Source organism: Stenotrophomonas sp. LARHCG68 (assembly GCF_052871705.1).
Genome location: NZ_JBIXJV010000001.1, coordinates 523262 through 543348 on the forward strand (window position 1 = coordinate 523262; position 20087 = coordinate 543348).

The 20087-nt window shown below is 68.9% G+C and carries 15 protein-coding genes; 1 reads left to right on the forward strand and 14 read right to left on the reverse strand.

All coding sequences use genetic code 11. The features are described from left to right. Positions 1 to 8 precede the first annotated feature (8 nt). From ACIPR8_RS02280 to ilvC, 5 genes are all read right to left on the reverse strand, one after another. Positions 9 to 1562: a 2-isopropylmalate synthase gene (locus tag ACIPR8_RS02280; protein ID WP_446540036.1), complete on the reverse strand. Its 1554-nt coding sequence runs from the start codon at positions 1560 to 1562 to the stop codon at positions 9 to 11. Next, complete coding sequence (locus tag ACIPR8_RS02285; protein ID WP_446540618.1) at positions 1559 to 2608, reverse strand: threonine dehydratase; 1050 nt, start codon at positions 2606 to 2608, stop codon at positions 1559 to 1561. Before ACIPR8_RS02285 ends, ACIPR8_RS02280 begins: the two co-directional genes overlap by 4 nt. 207 nt (positions 2609 to 2815) lie before the next feature. Next, positions 2816 to 3067 (reverse strand): ACT domain-containing protein, encoded by a 252-nt coding sequence (locus ACIPR8_RS02290; RefSeq protein ID WP_132865539.1) that lies wholly within the window; start codon positions 3065 to 3067, stop codon positions 2816 to 2818. Beyond that, positions 3051 to 4778, reverse strand: a complete 1728-nt coding sequence (ilvG, locus tag ACIPR8_RS02295) for an acetolactate synthase 2 catalytic subunit (RefSeq protein WP_192287584.1) — start codon at positions 4776 to 4778, stop codon at positions 3051 to 3053. The genes ACIPR8_RS02290 and ilvG overlap by 17 nt, the downstream gene beginning before the upstream one ends. Before the next feature lie 42 nt (positions 4779 to 4820). Beyond that, positions 4821 to 5795 (reverse strand): ketol-acid reductoisomerase, encoded by a 975-nt coding sequence (gene ilvC, locus ACIPR8_RS02300; protein ID WP_132865537.1) that lies wholly within the window; start codon positions 5793 to 5795, stop codon positions 4821 to 4823. Positions 5796 to 6496: 701 nt separating this feature from the next. Between ilvC and ACIPR8_RS02305 the strand changes: the two genes are divergently transcribed. Beyond that, complete coding sequence (locus ACIPR8_RS02305; RefSeq protein ID WP_446540037.1) at positions 6497 to 7282, forward strand: AfsR/SARP family transcriptional regulator; 786 nt, start codon at positions 6497 to 6499, stop codon at positions 7280 to 7282. 94 nt (positions 7283 to 7376) lie between these two features. Here the strand turns inward: ACIPR8_RS02305 and ACIPR8_RS02310 are convergent, their stop codons facing one another. Genes ACIPR8_RS02310 through mshL form a run of 9 tightly spaced genes read right to left on the reverse strand, consistent with a single transcriptional unit; the run spans position 7377 to position 20019 of the window. Beyond that, positions 7377 to 8687 carry a type II secretion system protein gene (locus ACIPR8_RS02310; protein WP_446540038.1) on the reverse strand — a complete coding sequence of 437 codons (1311 nt, stop codon included), beginning with the start codon at positions 8685 to 8687 and terminating at the stop codon, positions 7377 to 7379. Continuing rightward, positions 8684 to 9775, reverse strand: coding sequence for a type II secretion system protein (locus ACIPR8_RS02315; protein WP_313252096.1), 1092 nt, complete (start codon positions 9773 to 9775; stop codon positions 8684 to 8686). Before ACIPR8_RS02315 ends, ACIPR8_RS02310 begins: the two co-directional genes overlap by 4 nt. Next, on the reverse strand, positions 9772 to 12384 hold the full coding sequence (locus tag ACIPR8_RS02320; RefSeq protein WP_446540039.1) for a hypothetical protein: 2613 nt from the start codon (positions 12382 to 12384) through the stop codon (positions 9772 to 9774). The genes ACIPR8_RS02315 and ACIPR8_RS02320 overlap by 4 nt, the downstream gene beginning before the upstream one ends. Before the next feature lie 15 nt (positions 12385 to 12399). Continuing rightward, on the reverse strand, positions 12400 to 13080 hold the full coding sequence (locus tag ACIPR8_RS02325; protein ID WP_192287578.1) for a type II secretion system protein: 681 nt from the start codon (positions 13078 to 13080) through the stop codon (positions 12400 to 12402). 14 nt (positions 13081 to 13094) lie between these two features. Then, positions 13095 to 14351: a type II secretion system F family protein gene (locus ACIPR8_RS02330; protein WP_313252092.1), complete on the reverse strand. Its 1257-nt coding sequence runs from the start codon at positions 14349 to 14351 to the stop codon at positions 13095 to 13097. Beyond that, on the reverse strand, positions 14348 to 16063 hold the full coding sequence (locus ACIPR8_RS02335) for a GspE/PulE family protein (protein ID WP_446540040.1): 1716 nt from the start codon (positions 16061 to 16063) through the stop codon (positions 14348 to 14350). Before ACIPR8_RS02335 ends, ACIPR8_RS02330 begins: the two co-directional genes overlap by 4 nt. Then, positions 16050 to 17459, reverse strand: a complete 1410-nt coding sequence (locus ACIPR8_RS02340; RefSeq protein ID WP_446540041.1) for an ExeA family protein — start codon at positions 17457 to 17459, stop codon at positions 16050 to 16052. The genes ACIPR8_RS02335 and ACIPR8_RS02340 overlap by 14 nt, the downstream gene beginning before the upstream one ends. Next, positions 17456 to 18334 (reverse strand): tetratricopeptide repeat protein, encoded by an 879-nt coding sequence (locus tag ACIPR8_RS02345; RefSeq protein WP_446540042.1) that lies wholly within the window; start codon positions 18332 to 18334, stop codon positions 17456 to 17458. Before ACIPR8_RS02345 ends, ACIPR8_RS02340 begins: the two co-directional genes overlap by 4 nt. After that, positions 18331 to 20019, reverse strand: coding sequence for a pilus (MSHA type) biogenesis protein MshL (mshL, locus tag ACIPR8_RS02350; protein ID WP_225591806.1), 1689 nt, complete (start codon positions 20017 to 20019; stop codon positions 18331 to 18333). Before mshL ends, ACIPR8_RS02345 begins: the two co-directional genes overlap by 4 nt. Positions 20020 to 20087: the final 68 nt, after the last annotated feature.

A 20087-nucleotide genomic window follows, 5' to 3' on the forward strand; every position in this document is an offset into this window, starting at 1 on the left:
CATCGCGCTCAGGCGCTGACGGCTTCCTGGGTCTGTGCGCTCTCGCGCTGGCGCAGCAGGCGGTTGGTGACATCCAGCCAGGCCAGCGCGCTGGCCTCGATGATGTCACGGCTGGTGCCGGTGCCTTCCAGGATCTCGCCTTCGTGGCGGACGCTGAGGTTGGCTTCGCCGCGCGCATCGGCGCCGATGCCGACGCTGTGCACGTGATAGCTGTCCAGGGTCAGCTGGATGCCGGTGGCGGCCGACAACGCCGAGAACAGCGCATCCACCGGGCCATCGCCCTGTGCGGTCTCGGCCACGCGGTTGCCTTCCGGATCGGACAGCTCCACCAGTGCGTTGGCGCGGCTGCCGACGTCGCTGATGGTCATCGAGGCCAGGCGGTAGCCGTCGCTGCTGGAGGTGCCCTGCATCAGGGTCTGCAGGTCGGCGTCGGTGACCACGCGCTGCTGCTCGCACAAGGCCTTGAACTGCTCGAACACCAGCTTCAGTTCTTCCTCCTCCAGCCAGTAGCCCAGCGCCCGCAGGCGGGCTTCGACCGCGGCGCGGCCGCTGTGGCGGCCCAGCACCATCTGCGAGGACTCCCAGCCCACGTCCTCCGGGCGCATGATTTCGTAGGTGTTGCGGTTGCGCAGCATGCCGTGCTGGTGGATGCCGGACTCGTGCGCGAACGCATTGGCACCGACGATGGCCTTGTTGCGCTGGACCGGCATGCCGACCAGGCGCTGCAGCAGCTGCGAGGTGGGCACGATGCGCTGGGTGTCGAAGCCGGTGTCGAAGTTGTAGAAGGCATTGCGTACCTTGAGCACCATCGCGATCTCTTCCAGCGCGCAGTTGCCGGCGCGCTCGCCGATGCCGTTGATCGAGCCTTCGACCTGGCGCGCGCCGCCTTCGATGGCGGCCAGCGAGTTGGCCACGGCCAGGCCCAGGTCGTTGTGGCAGTGGGCGCTGAAGATCACCTTGTCGGCGCCGGCGGCATGCCCGATCACGTGCTGGAACATCGCGCGGATTTCGTCCGGCGTGGTGAAGCCGACCGTGTCGGGCAGGTTGATGGTGCGCGCGCCGGCGGCGATGGCGACCTGGGCGACTTCGGTCAGGAAGTCCAGTTCGGTGCGGGTGGCGTCCTCGGCCGAGAACTCCACGTCGTCGACATGGCCGCGGGCCATCGTCACGTGCTTGTGCACCGACTCCAGCACTTGCTCCTTGCTCATGCGCAGCTTGTGCTCGCGGTGCAGCGGGCTGGTCGACAGGAACAGGTGCAGGCGCGGACGCGCCGCCGCCTCCAGCGCCTTGACCGAGGTCTCGATGTCGGCGGCCAGGCAGCGCGACAGCACCGCCAGCACCGGGCCGCGGACGTCGCGGCCGATCAGCGCCATCGCCTCGCGGTCGGATTGGGAACTTGCCGGGAAACCGGTCTCGATCACGTCCATGCCCAGCTCGGCCAGGGCGCGCGCCATCACCAGCTTCTGCGGTGGGGTCATGCTGCAGCCCGGGGATTGTTCGCCGTCACGCAGGGTCGTGTCGAAGATGGTAATTCGCGGGGTGTTGTTGGTTGGAGTATTCACCAGAGGGTCTCCTCGACAGCGGTAACGGAAATGGGGGGGGAATCGGATTTGAGGGTGCGTGGCGGGGGCGAGGTGGCGCGGCTTCTAAGTCGCTCGCCGTTGCGCCGTCGGGGCTTGCGCGGTGGCCGCGGGCGGACTTCGGACAGCAGCGTGGACAGCACGGTGGCATCGATGTTGCCGCCGGAGACGACCGCGCACTTGCGCTTGCCGGCCACGCGGCGGCCGGCGGCCAGCGCCAGCGCACCGGCACCCTCGGCGATGACGTGTTCCTCCAGCGCCAGCCGCACCAGGGTTTCGCGCAGTTCGGCCTCGCGCACGATGACCACGTCGTCGAGCAGGCTGGCGCACAGGCGGCGGGTGAGGAAGCCGGGGATCTTGACCTTGACGCCATCGGCCAGCGTGGCCACCGGCGCGATCTCGCGCACGTCGCCCTTGATCGCGCGGGCCATGGAGTCCACGCCCTCGACCTGCGCGCCGATGATGCGCACGCCCTGTGACTTCAGCGCCAGTGCCACGCCGGAGGCCAGGCCGCCGCCGCCGATCGGCACGATCACCACGTCCGGGGCATGCGGGGCCAGCTCGATGCCCAGCGTGCCCTGGCCGGCGATCACGTCCGGGTCGTCGAAGGCGGACAGGAAACGATAGCCATGGTGTTCGGCCAGCTCGCGGGCGAAGGCATAGGCCTCGTCGTAGCTGGTGCCGTGCTGGCGCACGGTGGCGCCCCAATGCTGGACGCCGGCGATCTTGGTATCCGGCGCGCCGTGCGGCATCACCGTGATTGCCTGCACGCCGAGGCGGAACGACGCCCAGGCCACGCCCTGGGCGTGGTTGCCGGCCGAGGCGCAGATGACCGGGCGCTCGTCACCGCGTTCCAGCGCGGCCAGCATCGCGTTCAGCGCGCCACGGACCTTGTAGGAGCCGGTGCGCTGCAGGTTCTCGAGCTTGAGCCAGGTACCGAAGCGTTCGGCGTAGTGCAGCGGGGTGGGCGGCAGGAAGCGGCGCAGGCGTGCCTGCGCGGCCAGCACGTCGGCGACGCTGACGTGCATCTCGCCCGTGGGTTCGGCGGTTACGGCGGGGCGGCCACGATCAGGCATCGAGGTGGCCGTGGAGCGGGGAACGGGGAAGGGGGAACCGGGGGTGAAGGTCGTGGCCGGAGCGTTGAAGAAGACGCCTCCGTTGTACCCGTGCCGCATTGGCACGCGGGGCCTGCAGCCCCTGCTCCCGATTCCCCGGTCGTACACCTACGTCGCTGTTCATGCGCTGGCACCGGCGACCGGTACCACGCGTACCGATTCGCAGTCGTAGACCTTTTCCAGCTGGTGGCGCAGGGTTTCCGGCGGCCGGGTGCCGTCGATGTCCATCTGCACGTGCCAGCGTCCGGCATCGTCGGCGTTGCGGCTGCCGGCGATGTTGCTGAAGGAAAAGCCGCGGCGTTCGACCATGCCGATCACGCGCACCAGCGCGCCCTCGGCAGGCTTCAACACCAGGTCAAGCCGGTATTGCATTGGAACTCTCCTGCGTTGCCTTGGCGTGGGCGGGGTTGCTGTCCAGCATGGTGCTGTTGGCGTTGTTCGGCGGCACCAGCGGCCAGACGTTGGCGCGGGCATCGATGGCCACGTGCAGCAGCATCGGGCCGGGGGCGTCGAACAGTTCGGCCAGGCCGTCCTCGACGTCGTTGCGGTGGATGATGCGCCTGGCCTGGATGCCGAACACCTGCGCCAGCGCGACGAAGTCCGGGTTGTCGGACAGGTCGATCTCGCTGTAGCGCTCGGCATGGAACAGCTCCTGCCACTGGCGCACCATGCCCAGCGAGGAGTTGTCCAGCAGCACGATCTTGATCGGCAGCTTGCAGCGGGCGATGGTCACCAGCTCCTGCACGTTCATCATGAAGCTGCCATCGCCGGAGACCAGCACCACGGTGCGGTCCGGGCAGGCGAACTGCGCGCCCATCGCCGCCGGCAGGCCGAAGCCCATCGTGCCCAGCGCACCGGAGGTCAGGTGGTTGCGCGGGTCGTTGAAGCGGCAATGCTGGGCCACCCACATCTGGTGCTGGCCGACGTCGCAGGCGATCACGGTGTCCGGCGGGGCCACTTCGCTCAGGCGCTTGAGCAGGCGCGGGGCGTAGATCTGCTCGCCGGGTGCGTCGTAGCGGGCGGTGAACTTCTCGCGGTTGGCGGCGCAGCGGGCCCGCCAGGCGTTGCAGTGGGCGCGTTCGCCGGCCAGGGCGCGCAGGCCGTCGCGGACATTGCCCGGCACCGGGATGTCGGCACCGCGCAGCTTGGAGATCTCGTAGACATCGGCATCCAGGTGGATGACCCGTGCGAACGGGGCGAACTCGGCCAGCTTGCCGGTGGCGCGGTCGTCGAAACGTGCACCGACCACGACCAGCAGGTCCGACTCCTGCACCGCCATGTTGGCCGCGCGGGTGCCGTGCATGCCCAGCATGCCCAGGTACTGCGGATGGTTGGCCGGCAGTGCGCCCAGTCCACGCAGGGTCAGCACGGTCGGGATGCCGCTGGCCTCGACGAACTGGCGGAAATCCTCCACCGCATCGGCCAGGGCGATACCGCCGCCGCCGTAGATCACCGGCTTCTCGGCCTGGGCGATGGCGGCCAGTGCTTCGGCCAGGCGTTCGGCGGCCGGGGCCGGCACCGGATCGACCGCCGCCGGCACGTGGTCGGGCAGATGTGAGGCATCGGCCAGCTGCACGTTCTTGGGCAGGTCGATCAGGACCGGGCCGGGACGCCCTTCGCGGGCGACCCGGAATGCCTCGGCCACCACGTGCGGCAGCTCATCGACGCTGCGCACCAGCCAGCTGTGCTTGACGATCGGCATGGTCATGCCGAACACATCCAGTTCCTGGAACGCATCGGTGCCCAACAGTGGCGTGCCGACCTGGCCGGTCAGGCACACCATCGGCACCGAGTCGAGCATCGCATCGGCGATACCGGTCACCAGGTTGGACGCCCCCGGGCCGGAGGTGGCCACGCAGACGCCTACCTTGCCACTGGCACGGGCGTAGCCGTTGGCGGCCAACGCCGCGCCCTGCTCATGGCGTACCAGGATGTGCTTGAGGCTGGAATCCACCAGTGCGTCGTAGAACGGCATGATGGTGCCACCTGGGTAGCCGAACAGCGTTTGCACGCCTTCGGCCTCCAGGGCCTGCGTCAGCCAGCGTGCGCCGTTGCGTGGCGCATCGTGGGTGGAAGTGTTCATGCAGCGACCTTTGCGTTAAGCGGGTGGGGGACCGCCGCGTGATTACGCGGTCTGACCTTGCAACCAGACCATCTTGGCGCGCAGTTCCTTGCCGACCTTCTCGATCGGATGCTCCTTGTCGGCCTGCTGGAACTTCTTGTAGTTCGGCAGGCCGGCGTCGTACTCGGCTTCCCAGTTCCGGGTGAAGGTGCCGTTCTGGATGTCGGTCAGCACATCCTTCATGCGCGCCTTGACCGAGGCATCGATCACGCGCGGGCCGCTGACGAAGTCGCCGTACTGCGCGGTCTCGGAGATGAACTCCAGCATGCGGGTGATGCCGCCTTCATAGAACAGGTCCACGATCAGCTTCAGTTCGTGCAGCACTTCGTAGTAGGCGATCTCGGGCTGGTAGCCGGCTTCGACCAGCGTTTCAAAACCAGCTTGCACCAGCGAGGAAGCACCACCGCACAGCACGGCCTGCTCGCCGAACAGATCGGTTTCGGTCTCTTCCTTGAAGGTGGTCTTGATGATGTTGGCGCGCGCGCCGCCCAGGCCGGCGGCATAGGCCAGCGCGAACTGCTCGGCCTTGCCGCTGGTGTCCTGGTAGACGGCGTAGATGCACGGCACGCCACGGCCGATTTCGTACTCGCGACGGACCAGCGCACCCGGGCCCTTCGGCGCGACCAGCACCACGTCCAGATCGGCGCGCGGCTCGATCATGCCGAAATGCACGTTCAGGCCATGGGCGAACAGCAGGCATGCACCCTGCTTCATGTTCGGCGCGAGCACGTCGTTGTAGAGCTTCTTCTGCACCATGTCCGGGGTCAGCACGGCGACCAGGTCGGCCTCCTTGACCGCCTCGGCCGGCGCCTTGACGGTGAAGCCGTCGGCCTGGGCCTTGGCTTCGGTCGGGCCACCGGCGCGCAGGCCCACGACCACGTCGTAACCGGATTCACGCAGGTTCAGTGCATGGGCGCGGCCCTGGCTGCCGTAACCGATGACGGCGATTTTGATCTGGGGCAGTTCGTTGGTGCTCATGGTGCTTGGGTTCCTTGCGATGAAGAGAAAACGTGCAGTGAAAAAAGAAACGGCCGTCGCGTCAGGACGCGGCGGCCGGGTCGGGGAGGGCGATCGCCATGCAGGCCGATGCGGCGCACGGGGCGTTGCAGGCGGTGTGTTTGTGCATGGTGGAATCGGTCGGATACATGGTTTCAGATGAAATAGAAGCTGGAAACGAAAAACCCCGCACCGGGGTCGGCGCGGGGTCTTTAGTCGAATCTGGCTGTTTTTCTGCTACGCGCCAGTCTGCCCCGCACCTGTTGGCTCGGTAATAAGTACGAGTACGAGCAGCGACGCCGCGGCGGAAGCCGGGGTCGAAGTCAGGTGGGCGGTGGCGTTGTGGCGTTGCAGCATGGGGTCGAGATAACCACCGTCCGCCGGCGCTGTCAATGCTTGCAGTTGTGATTGCCGGTGAACGGCGCGCAAGCCCCGCCACGGCTGCTTGGTTGCGGTTGAAACCTACGCGCGGCGCGGCTTGGCGGCGCCCGCGTTGCGCGGGAATCGGACGTTTGTCGAGCGCGTGTGAACGTTTTTCGTGCCGGGGTGATGGGATCGGGACGCTTTTGCCGGTTTAACAGGTAAGGGGCTCAATGGCTGAGGCCCATCCGGGGGAAATCATGGCATTGGTATCGGAACAGGCGGCGCACGCCGGGTGCGAAGCATCCTGCGGCGGCGCGCACGTGGCGACCGAACGTGGGCTGGTCCAGCTGATGGGCGCCAGCCACGGGTTGCCGGCACCGTTGATCTACCGCAAGGGCTGGGCACTGCTGGGCTACCTAGCGGTGGAGTCGAACCGCAAGCATTCGCGCATCGCGCTGGCGGCCCTGCTGTGGCCGTCGCTGAGCGAAACCAGCGCGCTGACCAACCTGCGCCAGGTGCTGAGCAACCTCAACCGCTACTGCAGCAACGCACTGGGACCGGACGCCCTGCGCATCGAGCGCGGCAGCGTGGGGCTGTTCCGCGACGACCAGGTGCGCTTCGACATCGACCTGCTGCAGCTGGCGCCCTGCCAGGCCGTGTACATGCTGGCGCGGCAGAGCTGCTTCCTCGACGGGATGGATGACATCGCCGGCATCGACTTCCACAGCTGGCTGGAAACCACCCGCCAGGAGCTGGACGGTCGCCTGATCGACGCGGCGGAGAAGTGCTGTGACGAGCTGCTGGCCAGCCAGCAGTGGGAGCGCGCGGCGATGATGGCGCGTTCGCTGAGCCTGCACGACCCGTGGAACGAGGCGCATGCACAGCGGGTGATGCGGGCCCACGCCGGGGGAGGTATGCGGGCGGCGGCGGTGAAGGCGTACCAGCGGTTCGAAGTCATGCTCCGCGCCGAACTGGGGTTGGACACCAGCGTGGAACTGCGCCAGCTGCTCGCGCAGATCTCCAACGGGGTGGGCACGCTGGCCGGCGAGGTGACGTCCGGATTGCGGATGGAGCGCGGGCGGATCAGCGGCGTAGTGTTGGGGTAATGCCCCGATCTCCCCTCGCGGTGGCAGTGAAGGGCGTGCGCAGGCACGCCCTTCGCCTGTTGCAGCGGTGGCAGGCCGGTGGCAGCCGGCAGGCTCAGCGCAGTGCGTCGGCCGCGTCATGCTGGGCCTTGCCGGGGGAGAGCCCGAGCAGGTCGGCGCGGCGGGCTTCCAGGTCCACCCGGCGGGCGATGACCGGGGCCTTCTGGTCCAGCGCGTAGACCGTCTGGTCCGCATCCGAGCCGGTGGGTTGGCCGGTGCCGAAGGCGCTCTGGGTGGTCCGCGCGATGTTGACGTTGGATACGGCGATGCCCTTCATCGCGGCGGCGGCGACCACGCCGCCGATCGCGCTGCCCAGGCCGGCGGCGGCGAAGCCGGTGCGCCAGGTCCACACGAACTTGGTCTGGCTGACCTCCGAGGCGGTGTCGAACATGCCGGCGACCGCCGAGGCGATCTGCCCGGTGGCCAGCACGATGTCGGCGTCGGCGCTCTTGTTCCCGGCCTCGGCGAGCTCGGTCATGATGGAGAGCTGCTCCTTGTAGTCGACCATCGCCGGCACGTTGAGCGCGGCGGCGACGGCGGCATTGGCATGCGCGTGCAGGGCCGCGCCGGTGGCCTCGCCGCAGCGCAGGCGGCTCCACAACTGTTCGAAGCCGACCGCCCGGCGCAGCTGGCCGACGTTGCTGCCGGCGCGCGGGGAGTCGATCGCCGGGTCCGATGGGGCCGCTGCGTCCAGCGAGGTGGTGGCCAGCGCGTAGGCGATGTTGCCGAGCACCGCGCTGCCGGCACCTTCGGTGCGCCGGCTGTGCAGGAAGCTGTCCTTGCCGGTGGCGTTCATGCCGCTGCGCAGCGCGTAGCAGAAGTCCAGCCCGTTGACCTGCAGGTTCGGCACCGACGCGCAGCCCGCTTCCGGGTGTGTGGCGCAGGTGTCCTGCAGCTTGACCAGCGCGGCCACGCTGTTGCTGGTGGCGTTGTTGAGCATCTGCAGGGACGGCGCGCGGTCCACCGCACGGGTGAGGTCGGCGTCGATGCTGGCGATGTCCGGGTCCACGCCGGACATCGCGTTGTCGCGGAATACGCCATAGGCGATCCGTGCGGCGCGCTGGTCCGGCAAACCCAACTCGCGGTAGGGCAGGAAGCCCTGGGCGAGGCTGCAGTCGCCGACGCCGCTGTCACCGGTGGCCGGGCACGGCAGGTGATGATTGGCGGCGGCGTAGGCCAGCAGCGCATCGTCGGCGCGTTGCAGCAGGCTGCGTTGGGTGACCTGCAGGGCCTCCTGGTTGCTCTGCATCAGCCAACGGGCCAGGAACACCCCGATGATGCCCAGCACCACCAAGGCGATGGTCAGTTCGATCAGCGAAAAGCCCGCCGGCCGGCGGCGCGGCACACGGATCTGCCGGTGTGTCATTTGTCGATCCCCGCGATGTCCAGGGCCTTGGCCTGTTGCAGCGCCTGGTCGCGCGCGTGCGCGGCCAGGTCGTTGCGGGTGCTGGCACGGGCGGCGATGTCCTTGGCCGTGGCCAGGGACTCGCGCGCGCCCTTGAGGTCGTCATCGGCCATCTTCACCAGGAAGACGGCATAGCCGACGGACGCGAGCGCATTGGCGTGTTCCATCACCGCCAGCGCGATCTTGAAGCCGGTTTCGAAATTGCCGGTGGTGGTCAGGAACACCGCGATGGCTTCGTCGAAGATCGCGAATGCCAGCGACGCGGCCGCGGCGGCGACGCCGGTCTCGGCGGCCTTGAGCAGCGCTTCGTTGGTGCGCACGTCGAACTTGCGGAAGCGGTAGTTGAACTGTGCCACCTCGGCGATGCTGTAGGCCGCGGCGGCGGACTGGGCCGCGCCCTGTGCGCGGCCGAGGCGGTCGGCGCAGGCCAGCCGGCTGGACAGCTCGCCGACGCCGGCGGCCAGCGTGAGGCCGGGAAGGCTGCCGGCCACGGGCGCGGCGCCCGGCAGCGCCAGCGCGCGCGCGGCGGCCTGGGCGTCGCCGACCTGGCCGCGTTCGTTCGGCATGCCCAGCGCGTAGGCCGCCGGCATGGACAACCCGGCCAACGGGGTGCCATTGGCCTGGACCTGCTGCAGGTGCAGGCACAGGTCCAACCCGTTGGTCGGCGAACTGACCTCCGCGCCGGCCAGGTGCGGTGCATACACGTTGCCCGGTGCCGCCAGCAGCGCGGCATGGGCGCTGTAGAGGATGCGCGCGTCACCCGGCAGGCCGAGCTCGCGCACCGGCAACCAGCCCGAGGTACTGCCCGGATCGGGGCGCCCGTCGCCATCGCTGTCGGCCGCCGGCAGGTGCAGCTTCGCGCGGGCATGGCCGAGCAGCGCTTGTTCGGCCTGCGCGAGCAGGCGTTCGTCGTGGTCGGCCTTGAGTACCTGCCCACCGATCGGGATCAGGGTGAACACCACTGCGCTGACCAGGCCGGCGATGAGCAGGGCCACGGCGATCTCGACCAGGCTGAAGCCGCGTTGCCGCCGCACGCACGGGCCGCTCATGGGCTTGCCTTGCGGGCGCCGACCGCGCCGCGCGTGTCGGCCTTGCCGAGGATGGCGCCGGCACCCACGGCGATGCTGTAGTCCTTGACGGAGCCAGGCGGGGCCATGTCCTTCAGCGCGTTGTACTGGGCTTCCAGTTCCTTGAAGCGGGTTTCGTTCTCGATGCGGTTGCGCGTGGCTTCGGCGGCGGCATCCCTTGCACGCACCCAGTCCGAGTAGGCGCGCGCATAGGAATAGGTGCTCTTCTCGGTGCCGCATCTGCCGGGGTCAAGCACGCAGCGGAAATCACCGTCGTAGTTGATGTCCTCGATCAGGCGCTGGCCATTGCTGCCGTCGGTCGGCATGTCGGCATAGCGGCGGATGGTGCCGGAAATCCAGGTGAACGTGGATTGCTCGTCATCGATCTCCATCATGGCCTTGCTCCAATCGCCCGGGTACTGGAGGTAGGGCGAGCTTTGGCTGTCGTAGTTGGACTTGGCGCTGGTGCGCCGCTGCTTGGCGTCGTCCAGCGCCGCCTTGGTCAGGTCGCGGTCGCGCTCGAGCATGGGCGTGCACTGGGCGCCTTCGTTCATCTCCTGGCCGGCGGGCGGGTGCATCTCATCGACGATGGCGGTGCTGCCGTCGTCGTTGATGACCGTGTAGGTGCAGCTGCGCATGTAGGTCACCTTGTCGCGCGAGTTGCGGCAGACCTGCTGGCTTTCGGCGTTGGTGGCCTGCCGGCAGATGTCCTCGGCGTCCTTGTGCGCGCTGTCGACCAGCTTCACCCATTGCTTCACGGCGTCCACCTTCTGCAGGTAGGCGCTTTCCAGCTCTTCCACCGTGCGCTGGATGTCGGCCCACCGCTGGGCCAGATCGCGCTTGCTGCGGGCGTCCTGGTAGGCGATCGGCTTGAAGCGGGTCACCCAGGTGTAGCCGCCCACGTGGCTCTCGGTGGGCAGCACGACGCAGCTGCCGTTGACATAATCGTAGCTGCCACCGGTGGCGGCCACGCATACGGTTTCCTTGTACTTGCCGGCGGAGTTGCCCAGGTGCATGCGATAGGAGATCCAGGTGTCGCTGAAGTGCGACATGCGCTTGTCCTGGTATACCGCGGCGGCATCAACCAGCTTGGCCTCGACCGCCTTGGCGCTGTCGATCTGCGCGGCCATGCCGGGCTGGTACTCGGTCACCATGTCGCATTCAAACTCCGGCGCGCCGTTGGCCTGCCACACCGGCTCGCCGTTGCTGTCCTTCTTCTGCACGGGGAGCTTGGTCTTCGGGTCCAGGCGTTGCTTGCAGTACTCGCGGGTGCCGCCGTACAGCGTCTGGCGCATGGTCTCCAGCACGTCGGCGACGGACGAGGTGGCGGGTTTGATCGATGCCGCGGCACGGTCACGCGCCTTGACGTTGGCATCCAGCGCCAGCCCGATCGGGGCCAGCGCCGCCGAGTTCAGCGCCACCGCGGCGGCGGAGTAGCTGATGGCGATGGCACTGATGATGACGGCGGCGGTGTCGAACGGCACGCCGACGCAGACCGTGCCGAGCGAGGCGATGCAGGTGATCACCGAGGTGGTCAGCGAGATGGCGTTCCAGACCGCCGAGTCGAAGATGTCGACCGCGCCGAGCACGCTCAGGGTCAACCCGGTGATGGCCATGGCCTGGGCGAACGCCGCATCACGCACCTGGGCCTCGCCGTTGCCCAGGTTGGTGTCCTGGAAGTCGGCCACCGTGGCGTGGTTGGCGACCGCGCCGGCCAGCACTTCCATCGACAGCAGCGAGACGTTGGTGGGGGCGTCGGCGGCGGCCATCGCCGCGTACTGGCGGCAGCCGACCAGCGGTGCCAGCGAGGCGAAGGTCCGCAGGCGGGTGCGATCGTCGTAGTCGATGTCGCCGGGCCGGGCCGGGCTGGGCAATGCGGCCGAGGCAGTGCTGTCGAAGCGGCCCTGGGTTCCCGCGACGGGGCCGGCGGCGACCAGCCCATAGGCGATGTTGAGGGCATTGCCCTGGGCGTCGGTGCTGGTGGCGTAGGTGTCCGCGGTGGCCCCGGGCAGCGCGTTCTGGTCCAGCGCGGCGCAGAAGTCCAGGCCGTTTCCGTGTCCTTCGGCCGGGTCCACGTAGTCCTCGAAGGGCTCGCCGCTCGGGTCGAGCGGGATGAACGCATCGCCGGTCGCCGACAGCGCGGGCTGGCGGGCACTGGTGCCGCCGGCGGCGATGCCGGTGACGCCCCGCGAGACCGAGTAGCGGATCGGCGCGGCGCCGGCCCCCATCTCGCGCGCGCCGGGCAACAACGCGATGGGCAGGAAGCCGACCGCATTGCTGGTGCCGGCCACGGCACTGCAGTCCTCGATGACCGCGGCCGGATCCTCGGTCCAACGCGTGGCCGGGCAGGGCAGGCGGGCGTGCGCGGCGGCATAGGCGGCCAGCGCATCATCGGCCCAGCGCAGGTATTCCTGCTGCTGGACGGCCTGTTCGGCCGGGCGCCGGGCATTGAGCAGCAGCGCGCCGGCGGCGACGGCCACGCCGACCAGCATCAGCAGCAGCATCACCTGCAGCAGGCTGAAGCCCCGCTGCGGGTGGCTGCCGGGGATGCAGCCGAGGATGGGGAGATGATCGCGGGAAGGGGTATGCATGCGGGCGATATCCGGTTACTGGCTCATCTTGATGTAGGCGATGACGGTGGCACTGGCGGCATCGGCACTGGTGTTGGCGTTGCTGGTCTCATCGCGCGACCAGGCGGCATCCTCGGTCGGCGCGGCGACCTTGCCGGTGCCCGGGCGCTTCTCGCGCACCCGGCCAACGCGCGCGTCGACCTTGCCGTCGATGCGCTGGTCCAGCTGCTGCGCCAGTTCGGGGGTGAGCCCATGCAGCACCAGCACGTTGCGCGTACGGGCGGCGTAGCCGCTGGCGCTGATCGGCTCGTGCCAGTCGGTGATGGCCTGCAGGCAGACCTGCAGGCGCTGCGGCAGGCCGTTGCGGTCCTGGTAGACGTAGGTTTCCTGGCGGCCTTCCATCGCTCCCTGGGGCAGGGTGACGCCTGCCTTGAGCATCTCGTCGACCAGCGCAGTGCCGCACAGCGCGGTGGCGGCGGTGCCACCGCCGATCATGCCGGTGAGCGCGTTGTCGCCGGGGACCCGGCCGGTCTGGCTGGCGTAGCGGTCGTAGGCCAGGATCCAGCCCTGCACGAACTCGCTGCTGATGCGCTCGGCCACGGCACCACGGTAGACGTCGCGGCCGACGGTGACCGCGCCGAGGATCAACGCGATGATCACCAGCACCACCGACATCTCCATGAGGGTGAAGCCGCGGCTGTGGTTGATGGGTTTCATGGTGGCGCGGTTCCTTACAGCTGCGGCGAGGTGATCGCCTGCTGCACCAGGTCATAGACCGGCAGCAGCAGGGCGACGATCAGGAAGACGAACATGCCGCCGCCGAACAGCACGACGACCGGCTTGATGATTTCCGACAGGTTGGTGATCAGGCGCTGCAGGCGCAGGCTGTATTCCTCGGACAGGCGCGAGAACTGGCTGTCCAGCGTGCCGGTGTCCTCGCCGACGCTGATCATGCGCACCATCATCGAAGGGAAGCCGCCGACCTGGCGCATCGCCGAGGACACCCGGTCGCCGCGCTCCAGGACCTGCCGGATCGCGATGATGCGGTCGCGGTAGTACTCGTCGCGCATGGCGCGCTCCATCACCTGCAGGCTGCTGACCATGTCTACGCCGGCGCGGATCAGCAGCGCCATGTACTCGGTGAAGAAGGCCAGGCCGGAGGAGAACATGATGGTCTTGGCGATCGGCAGCCGGTGCAGCGTGTAGTGGATGGCGCGGCGGAAGCGCCGGCTGTAGCGCCAGGTGACCCACAGCACGAACGCCAGCGCGGCCAGCCCGGCCAGGATCATCACGATGTGCCCGATCAGCCACTCCGAGCTGCGTATCACCCAGATGGTGAGCGGCGGCAGCTTGGCGTTCATCTGCTTGAAGAGATCGGACAGGTTGGGAATGACGTAGTAGATCCAGAAGCCGCCGGCGGCGAAGATGGCCGAGAACACGAACGCCGGGTAGATCAGCGCCTGGCGGGTATCGGCGGTCATCCGCGAGATGCGCTCGACGTGGTCGGCGGCCTCCATCAGCATCCTGTCCATGGAGCCGGTCTCGTCGCCGATCATGACCAGGTTGCGGACGGTTTCCGGGAAGGCGTCGGGATAGCGGCCGAATGCATCGCTCAGCGAGGCGCCGGCATCCAGTTCGTCCAGCAGCCGGCGTGCCAGCCGGGCCGGATTGGACACGCGGCCGGTGCTGATTTCGTTGGCCACCGCACGCAGCGCCTCCATCACCGGGATGCCGCTGCTGGTCATCACCGCCAGGTCGCGCAGCATGCCGGCCAGTTCCACCGGCTTGATGCTGGGCTTGATCAGGTGGGTGAGCGAACGCTGGGTCTCGGCCAGCCAGCCGGGGAAGCGATACAGCTTGAGTACCACCGCATCGAAGTTCTTCTCCAGCCACAGGCGCGCGGAGGCGTCGTGCTCGACGGCCAGCTGGGTCACGCCGGCGCGCACGCGGCCGTTGGAGAGCAGCAGCCGGTAGTAGTAGACGTTCATGACGCCGGGCCCACGCCGACCACGCGCAGGACTTCCTCGCTGGTGGTCTGGCCGGCGATGACGCGCGCGCGCGCGACCTGCTCGATGCCCTTGAAGCCGGCGCCCATCGCCAGCCCGCGCAGGGTCTCGCGGCTGACGTCATCGGCGATGCCGTTGGCCAGCGGTTCGTCGACCACCATGATGTCGTAGACCGGCAGGCGCCCGTAGTAGCCGCTGCCGCGGCAGCGGTCGCAACCGCCGCCACGCCGGCCGCTGCTGCCCACGGGCAGCTCCAGCCATGCGCATTCCTTGTCGGTGAACGGCACGTCCGTGGCACAGAACGGACAGACCTGGCGGACCAGGCGCTGGTTCACCACGGCCAGCAGGTTGTCGGCGATGACCTGCGCTTCCAGACCGAGCGGGCGCAGGCGGGGCACCACGCCGAACACGGTGGTGACGTGCAGGGTGGACAGCACCAGGTGGCCGGTGGCCGCCGCTTCCACGGCTGCCTGCGCGGTTTCGGCATCGCGCATTTCGCCGAGCAGGATCACGTCCGGGTCATGGCGCAGGAAGTGGCGCAGGGCCGAGCCGAACTCGTAGCCGGCGCGGCGGTTGACCTCGGTCTGGCCGGCACCGGGCACGCGGTACTCGATGGGGTCCTCGACGGTCAGCACATTGCGCTCGATCAGCGACTGCATGCGCAGTGCGGCGTGCAGCGAGGAACTCTTGCCCGAGCCGGTGGGACCGGTGATCAGGATCAGCCCGGCCGGCTTGGCGAACAGGCGTTCGAGCAGGGCCACGTCCTCGGCGAAGAAACCCAGTTCCTCCAGCCCGGCCAGGTCGCTGTGCTCGGGCAGCAGGCGCATCACCATGCGCTCGCCGGATTCGGTGATCAGGGTGGACACGCGCACCGTCAGCGCCGAGTCCAGCACGGTGGCGCGGAAGCTGCCGTCCTGCGGGCGGCGCTGCTCGGAGATGTCCATTTCCGAAGCGAGCTTGATGTAGCCCAGCAGGCGGCTGAGCGAGTTGGGCATGGCCCACATCGGGCGCAGCACGCCATCGACGCGGAACAGCACGTGCAGGCTGTGCTCGGACGGGGAAATGTGGATGTCGGTGGTGCGCTCGCGCACGGCCAGGTGCAGCAGGTAGTCCAGCAGCTTCTCCGGGCTGTAGGCGTGGTCGTTGTCGGTGGCGAGGCGGCGGATCTCCTTCTCCAGCAGCGCCTCGATCGGGTTCTGCGCGAAGTAGTAGGTTTGCCGGATCAGCCGCGCGACCTTGCCGTACTCACCCTGCAGGAAGCGGCAGCGCAGGCCGCAGCGTTGCAGCACGAGCTGCGCCACCGCGGTGGGGTCGGCATCGCCGAGCAGCACCTCCAGTTGCTCGCCGTCGCGGCGCAGCGGCAGGAACTGCCGCATCTGGCACAGCTCGCGGTTGAACATGGCCAGGATCTGCGGCTCGGCCACCGGCAGGGTTTCGACCTGGGTGAACTCGATGCCGAGCATGCCGGCGTGGGTGCGCACGATGTCCGATTCATTGGCCAGGCCGTGGCGGATCAGCAAGCGGCCGAAGCTGGTCTGCTCGACCAGGTTCTTCTGGCGGGCGTACAACAGCTGGATGGGGTCCAGCAGCCCCTGCTCGTTGAGCAGCACGCCGAGCTTGGCCTGTTCGAGGCTGACCAGTCCCTGCGTGGAGCTGGCGGAGGCGGAGGGGATGCGGGAATCAACCGTGGCCATTGCGGGAAGGATCCATGTCGTTCGGGGAGTCGGCGTGCGCGGCGGGAAGGGCCAGCAGGTGCAGGGTCAGTGCATCCGGGGTCCCGGTTGCCGGCAGGGCGTTGTGCTGCTGCATGCGGCGCAGCGCCCGCTGCGTCAGCGGGCCGAAGCGGCCATCGAGCTGGCCGTCGTAGTGCCCCTGCTGCCGCAGGCGGTACTGCAGCTGTTGCAGGCGGGTATTGGGTTGCTGTTGCAGCAGGTCGGCGTCGGGCACACGCGGCACGAAGGTGACCAGTGCGCCCTGCGCGGTGGCTTGCACGCACAGGTCGTCGTGCTGGCGCAGGTAGGGGGCAGCGCCGGAAGGCACCTGGACCTGGCGCCGTGCGCCGTCACCCAGGCGTGCAAGGCAGTGCTGCGGTGGGGGCGCGGTTGTGGCGCTGGCCGCTGCGGGCGGTGCCGATGCCACCGTCGATGCCGGCTCGGCATGGGTGTCGCCCGGACGCAGTGACAGGACCAGCCCACCCACGGCCAGCAGCCCGCCCAGCGACGCCGCCAGTGCCCACGGGTAGCGACGCGCGCGCGCACGGCGCTGCACACCGGCTTCGGCGGCGGCGGTGCGGATCAGCGCGGCATCGATCCGGCGTGGACCGGCGGCCTGGCCATACAGGCCATACAGGCAGCGGTCCATGATCTGGTGGATATGGCGTGGGTTGCCGTTGCTGGCGCGGTGCAGGGCGGTGATCGCCGCTTCATCGAGCGCGATGGCGCCGTCGGCACCGGCGCTGTCCAGCCGGAACCGCACGTACTCGCCGGTGCGGTCGGGTGCCAGGGCGCAGAGCTGGGCGTGTTTGCTGATGCGGCTGCTGAGCTGGCGGATCGCCGGTTGCGCCAGGACCTGCAGCAATTCCGGTTGGCCGGCCAGCACGATCTGCAACAGCTTCTCCTGCCCCGACTCCAGGCAGGTGAGCAGGCGCAGCAGTTCCAGGCTTTCGATGTCCAGGTTCTGGGCATCGTCGATCAGCAGCACGCAGGTGGTCTGGCGCTGCCAGCGCTCGAGCAGGAAGCGGTTGAGGCGGTCGATGTTGTCCGCGGCACTGCCCTTGGCGGGCAGGCCGAAGTCACGCAGCACCGCCGCCAGCAGGTCATTGCCCTGCAGGTAGGTGTTGAACACCAGCGACACCACCATGTCCTCGCGTTCCAGCGTGGACATCAGGCGGCGCAGGAAAGTGGTCTTGCCGGTGCCGACCTCGCCGGTGAGCAGCACGAAGCCCGAGCGCGTGCGCAGGCAATGCGTGGCCTCGACCAGCTCGCGCTCCAGCGCATCGGTCTGGAAGTAAGCGGCGCTGTCGGGCGTGGGCGGGAACGGCGAGCGGTCCAGGCCCAGCTGCTGCAGGTGCTGGCGGGTGGCCGGGTTCATTGCGGCGTTCCGCGGATCTGAGCCAGCGCCTGGGCGATGATGCTGGAGTCGCCGTTCTCCGCGGCCAGGCGCAGCAGCCGGCCCTGCGCGACGTCGGTCTGGCCGCGTCCGGCTTCCAGCAGCGCGAGGTTGACCCCGGCCTGAGTGTCCTCCGGGACCCGCAACAGGATCTGCCGGTAGCGGTCCTCGGCGGTGACCAGGTCGCCGCGGTTGTGTGCAACCCAGGCTTCGTTGCGCAGCAGGGTCAGGCTGTCGGCGGGAAGCAGCTGGCGCAACGCCTGCAGTTGCTGCTCGATGGCCGCGGCGTCGCCCTGCGCGACAGCGCGCTGCAGCAAGGCCAGTACATCGGGAATCCGGGCGGTGGTGTCCGCCGCAGGGCCGGCGTCGCGGGCCGGCCGGCGGGTGCTGACGGTGATGTTCATCTGCTGCGACTGCACGTGCACCACCTCCTGTCCGGACGGCGTGGTGGCCAGGCGTGGGGCGGGCGTCGCCGGCGCGGGCACGTCGCTGCCGGCGACGGGCGCTGCCGACGTGCGGGTGGCGGCCCGCGGTGCCAGTGGCGGCAAAGGGGGGATGGGCGCGGTCGCGGCAACCGGTGCCGGCGCTGCGACCGCAACCGGTACCGTCACCGATGCTGTTGCAGGCGCTGCGGCAGGCGCGGCCAGCGGTGCCCGCGTCGCGGTGGCGGCCACCGGCGGCGTGGCATTGCCGGAGAGCGCATGCACCAGCGCATAGCCGAGCAGCACGCTGCCGGTCGCGCCCAGCCAGAGGTAGCCGGTGCGCCGGCCGCCGCCGCGGGCCCGTGCTACCGGCGTGGCCGTGGCCTGGGGCGACGCCGTGCCGTTCTGGCGCAATGCGTCGTAGATCAGGCTCACAGCACTTTCACCCGCAGTACCAGCACCAGTTCGCGGGTGGTGTGGGTCTTGGCACGCGAGCCGAACATGCGGCCGAACACCGGCACATCGGACAGGCCGGGGATGCCCTTGTCATCGAGCGAGGCGTTCTGGTCGATCAGGCCGCCGAGCATCACGGTGTCGCCGTCGCGCAGGTTCAAGGTGGTGGTGATGCCCTTGACGTTGACCTGCGGCAGCGTGACCGCGTTGCCGTTGGGGAACTCGCGCAGGGTCAGGCTGCTGGCATCGACCTCGGTCTGCATCGGGTGCACCAGCAGCTCGACGCTGCCGTTCTCGTGGATCATCGGTGCCACGCCGATCACCACGCCGGAGAACAGCGAGTCGGTCTGGATGTCGGTGGACTGGTTGTAGGAGCCGCCGCTTCCGCCGGTGTTGGAGAAGTTGCTGGTGGACTTGGTGACGTAGCGGATGTTGGTGCCCACGCTCAGGTAGGCCGGGCTGCCGTTGCGCACGCGCACGCTGGGGTTGGACAGCACCTTGACGTTGCCGAAGCCGCGCAGCACGTTGACCGCCGCCGAGAACGTGTCGGTGGTGTAGCTCAGGCCCATCGCCCGGCCGAGGCTGGAGCCCAGGGTCTGGTTGGGGAAGGTGATGGTGCGCGGCTGCTGGCCCAGCCGGGTCAGGCCGTCGTAGGACAGCGGCGTGTTGGCATCGGGCAGGATGGTGGCGGCGGTGTCGCCGTAGATGCCGGCGACGCGGTCGCGCAGCAGGTTCCAGTCCACGCCGTAGTTGCTGCTGTCATTGAGCGAGACGTCCAGGATCTGCGCCTCGACCAGCACCTGCCGGCGCAGCTTCTGCTTGTTGTGTTCGATCAGCTGCTCGACGGCGCGCATCTGCGAGGGGCGGGCGCGCACGAACAGGGTGCCGCTGCCGGCATCCAGGTTGTAGCTGGCAACCGCTGGCGGCTTGGGCTGGTCCGGTGCGGTGGGGGCGGGCGCCTGCTTGCTCTTGTCCGCGTCCAGGATCACGTCCAGCGCGGCGGCCAGTTGCTTGTAGGGGTCGTTGTCCTTGCCGACGCTGCCGCTCATCGACAGCGAGCCGCGCAGGGACTGGCCTGCGCCGCCCTCGCCTTGCATGCCGGCTCCGAACACGTCACCACCGCTGTTGAGCTCCAGCGAGGTCACCGAGTTGAGCATGTCCACGTTGAAGATGCGTTCCTTGGTCTGGCTGACCACCAGTGCACCGCCGCGCAGTTCGCCATGCAGGTCGAACGCATCGAGGATGTGGTTGAACACCTCGCGCGCGGAGACATTGCTCAGCTGCAGGCTGGAGCGCTGCTTCTGCTCCAGCACCCTGGGGTCCACGATCAGGTTCATCTTCAGCTCGCCGGCCAGCGCCCACAGCAGCTGGCCGACGTCGGCATCGAACATGCTGATGCTGACCACGCTGTGCTCCAGCGGGTCGTAGACCGGCGCCAGTGGCGTGGTGGTGGGCGTGCGGGTGCCCTTGTGTTCGAGGCTGGCCAGGCGCTTGTCCTGGGCCTCGAGGAACTTGGCCGACTCTTCGGCCAGCGCGGTGCTGGTGCGTTCCAGTGCCTTGTGCTCCACCGGTGGCAGGTCCTGCACGCTGCGCGGCGGCATGTTGGTGCATGCCGCCAGCATCAGCGAGCCGATGCCGCCGGCCAGCAGCCGGGGAAGATGGCGCAACTGCGGCTGGTGGGGGTTTCTGCGGTGGCAGCTAGTCATTTCCAAGGCCTCGGAGGTATGCGGGATCG

Bases quoted from the DNA above. Each gene is read 5' to 3' on its own strand.
- ACIPR8_RS02285 (WP_446540618.1), bottom strand. From the start codon at position 2,608: ATGCACGTCAGCGTCGCCGACGTGCTGGCCGCGCAGGCACGCCTGCGC.
- ACIPR8_RS02290 (WP_132865539.1), bottom strand. From the start codon at position 3,067: ATGCAATACCGGCTTGACCTGGTGTTGAAGCCTGCCGAGGGCGCGCTG.
- ilvG (WP_192287584.1), bottom strand. From the start codon at position 4,778: ATGAACACTTCCACCCACGATGCGCCACGCAACGGCGCACGCTGGCTG.
- ilvC (WP_132865537.1), bottom strand. From the start codon at position 5,795: ATGAGCACCAACGAACTGCCCCAGATCAAAATCGCCGTCATCGGTTAC.
- ACIPR8_RS02310 (WP_446540038.1), bottom strand. From the start codon at position 8,687: ATGACACACCGGCAGATCCGTGTGCCGCGCCGCCGGCCGGCGGGCTTT.
- ACIPR8_RS02315 (WP_313252096.1), bottom strand. From the start codon at position 9,775: ATGAGCGGCCCGTGCGTGCGGCGGCAACGCGGCTTCAGCCTGGTCGAG.
- ACIPR8_RS02320 (WP_446540039.1), bottom strand. From the start codon at position 12,384: ATGCATACCCCTTCCCGCGATCATCTCCCCATCCTCGGCTGCATCCCC.
- ACIPR8_RS02325 (WP_192287578.1), bottom strand. From the start codon at position 13,080: ATGAAACCCATCAACCACAGCCGCGGCTTCACCCTCATGGAGATGTCG.
- ACIPR8_RS02330 (WP_313252092.1), bottom strand. From the start codon at position 14,351: ATGAACGTCTACTACTACCGGCTGCTGCTCTCCAACGGCCGCGTGCGC.
- ACIPR8_RS02335 (WP_446540040.1), bottom strand. From the start codon at position 16,063: ATGGCCACGGTTGATTCCCGCATCCCCTCCGCCTCCGCCAGCTCCACG.
- ACIPR8_RS02340 (WP_446540041.1), bottom strand. From the start codon at position 17,459: ATGAACCCGGCCACCCGCCAGCACCTGCAGCAGCTGGGCCTGGACCGC.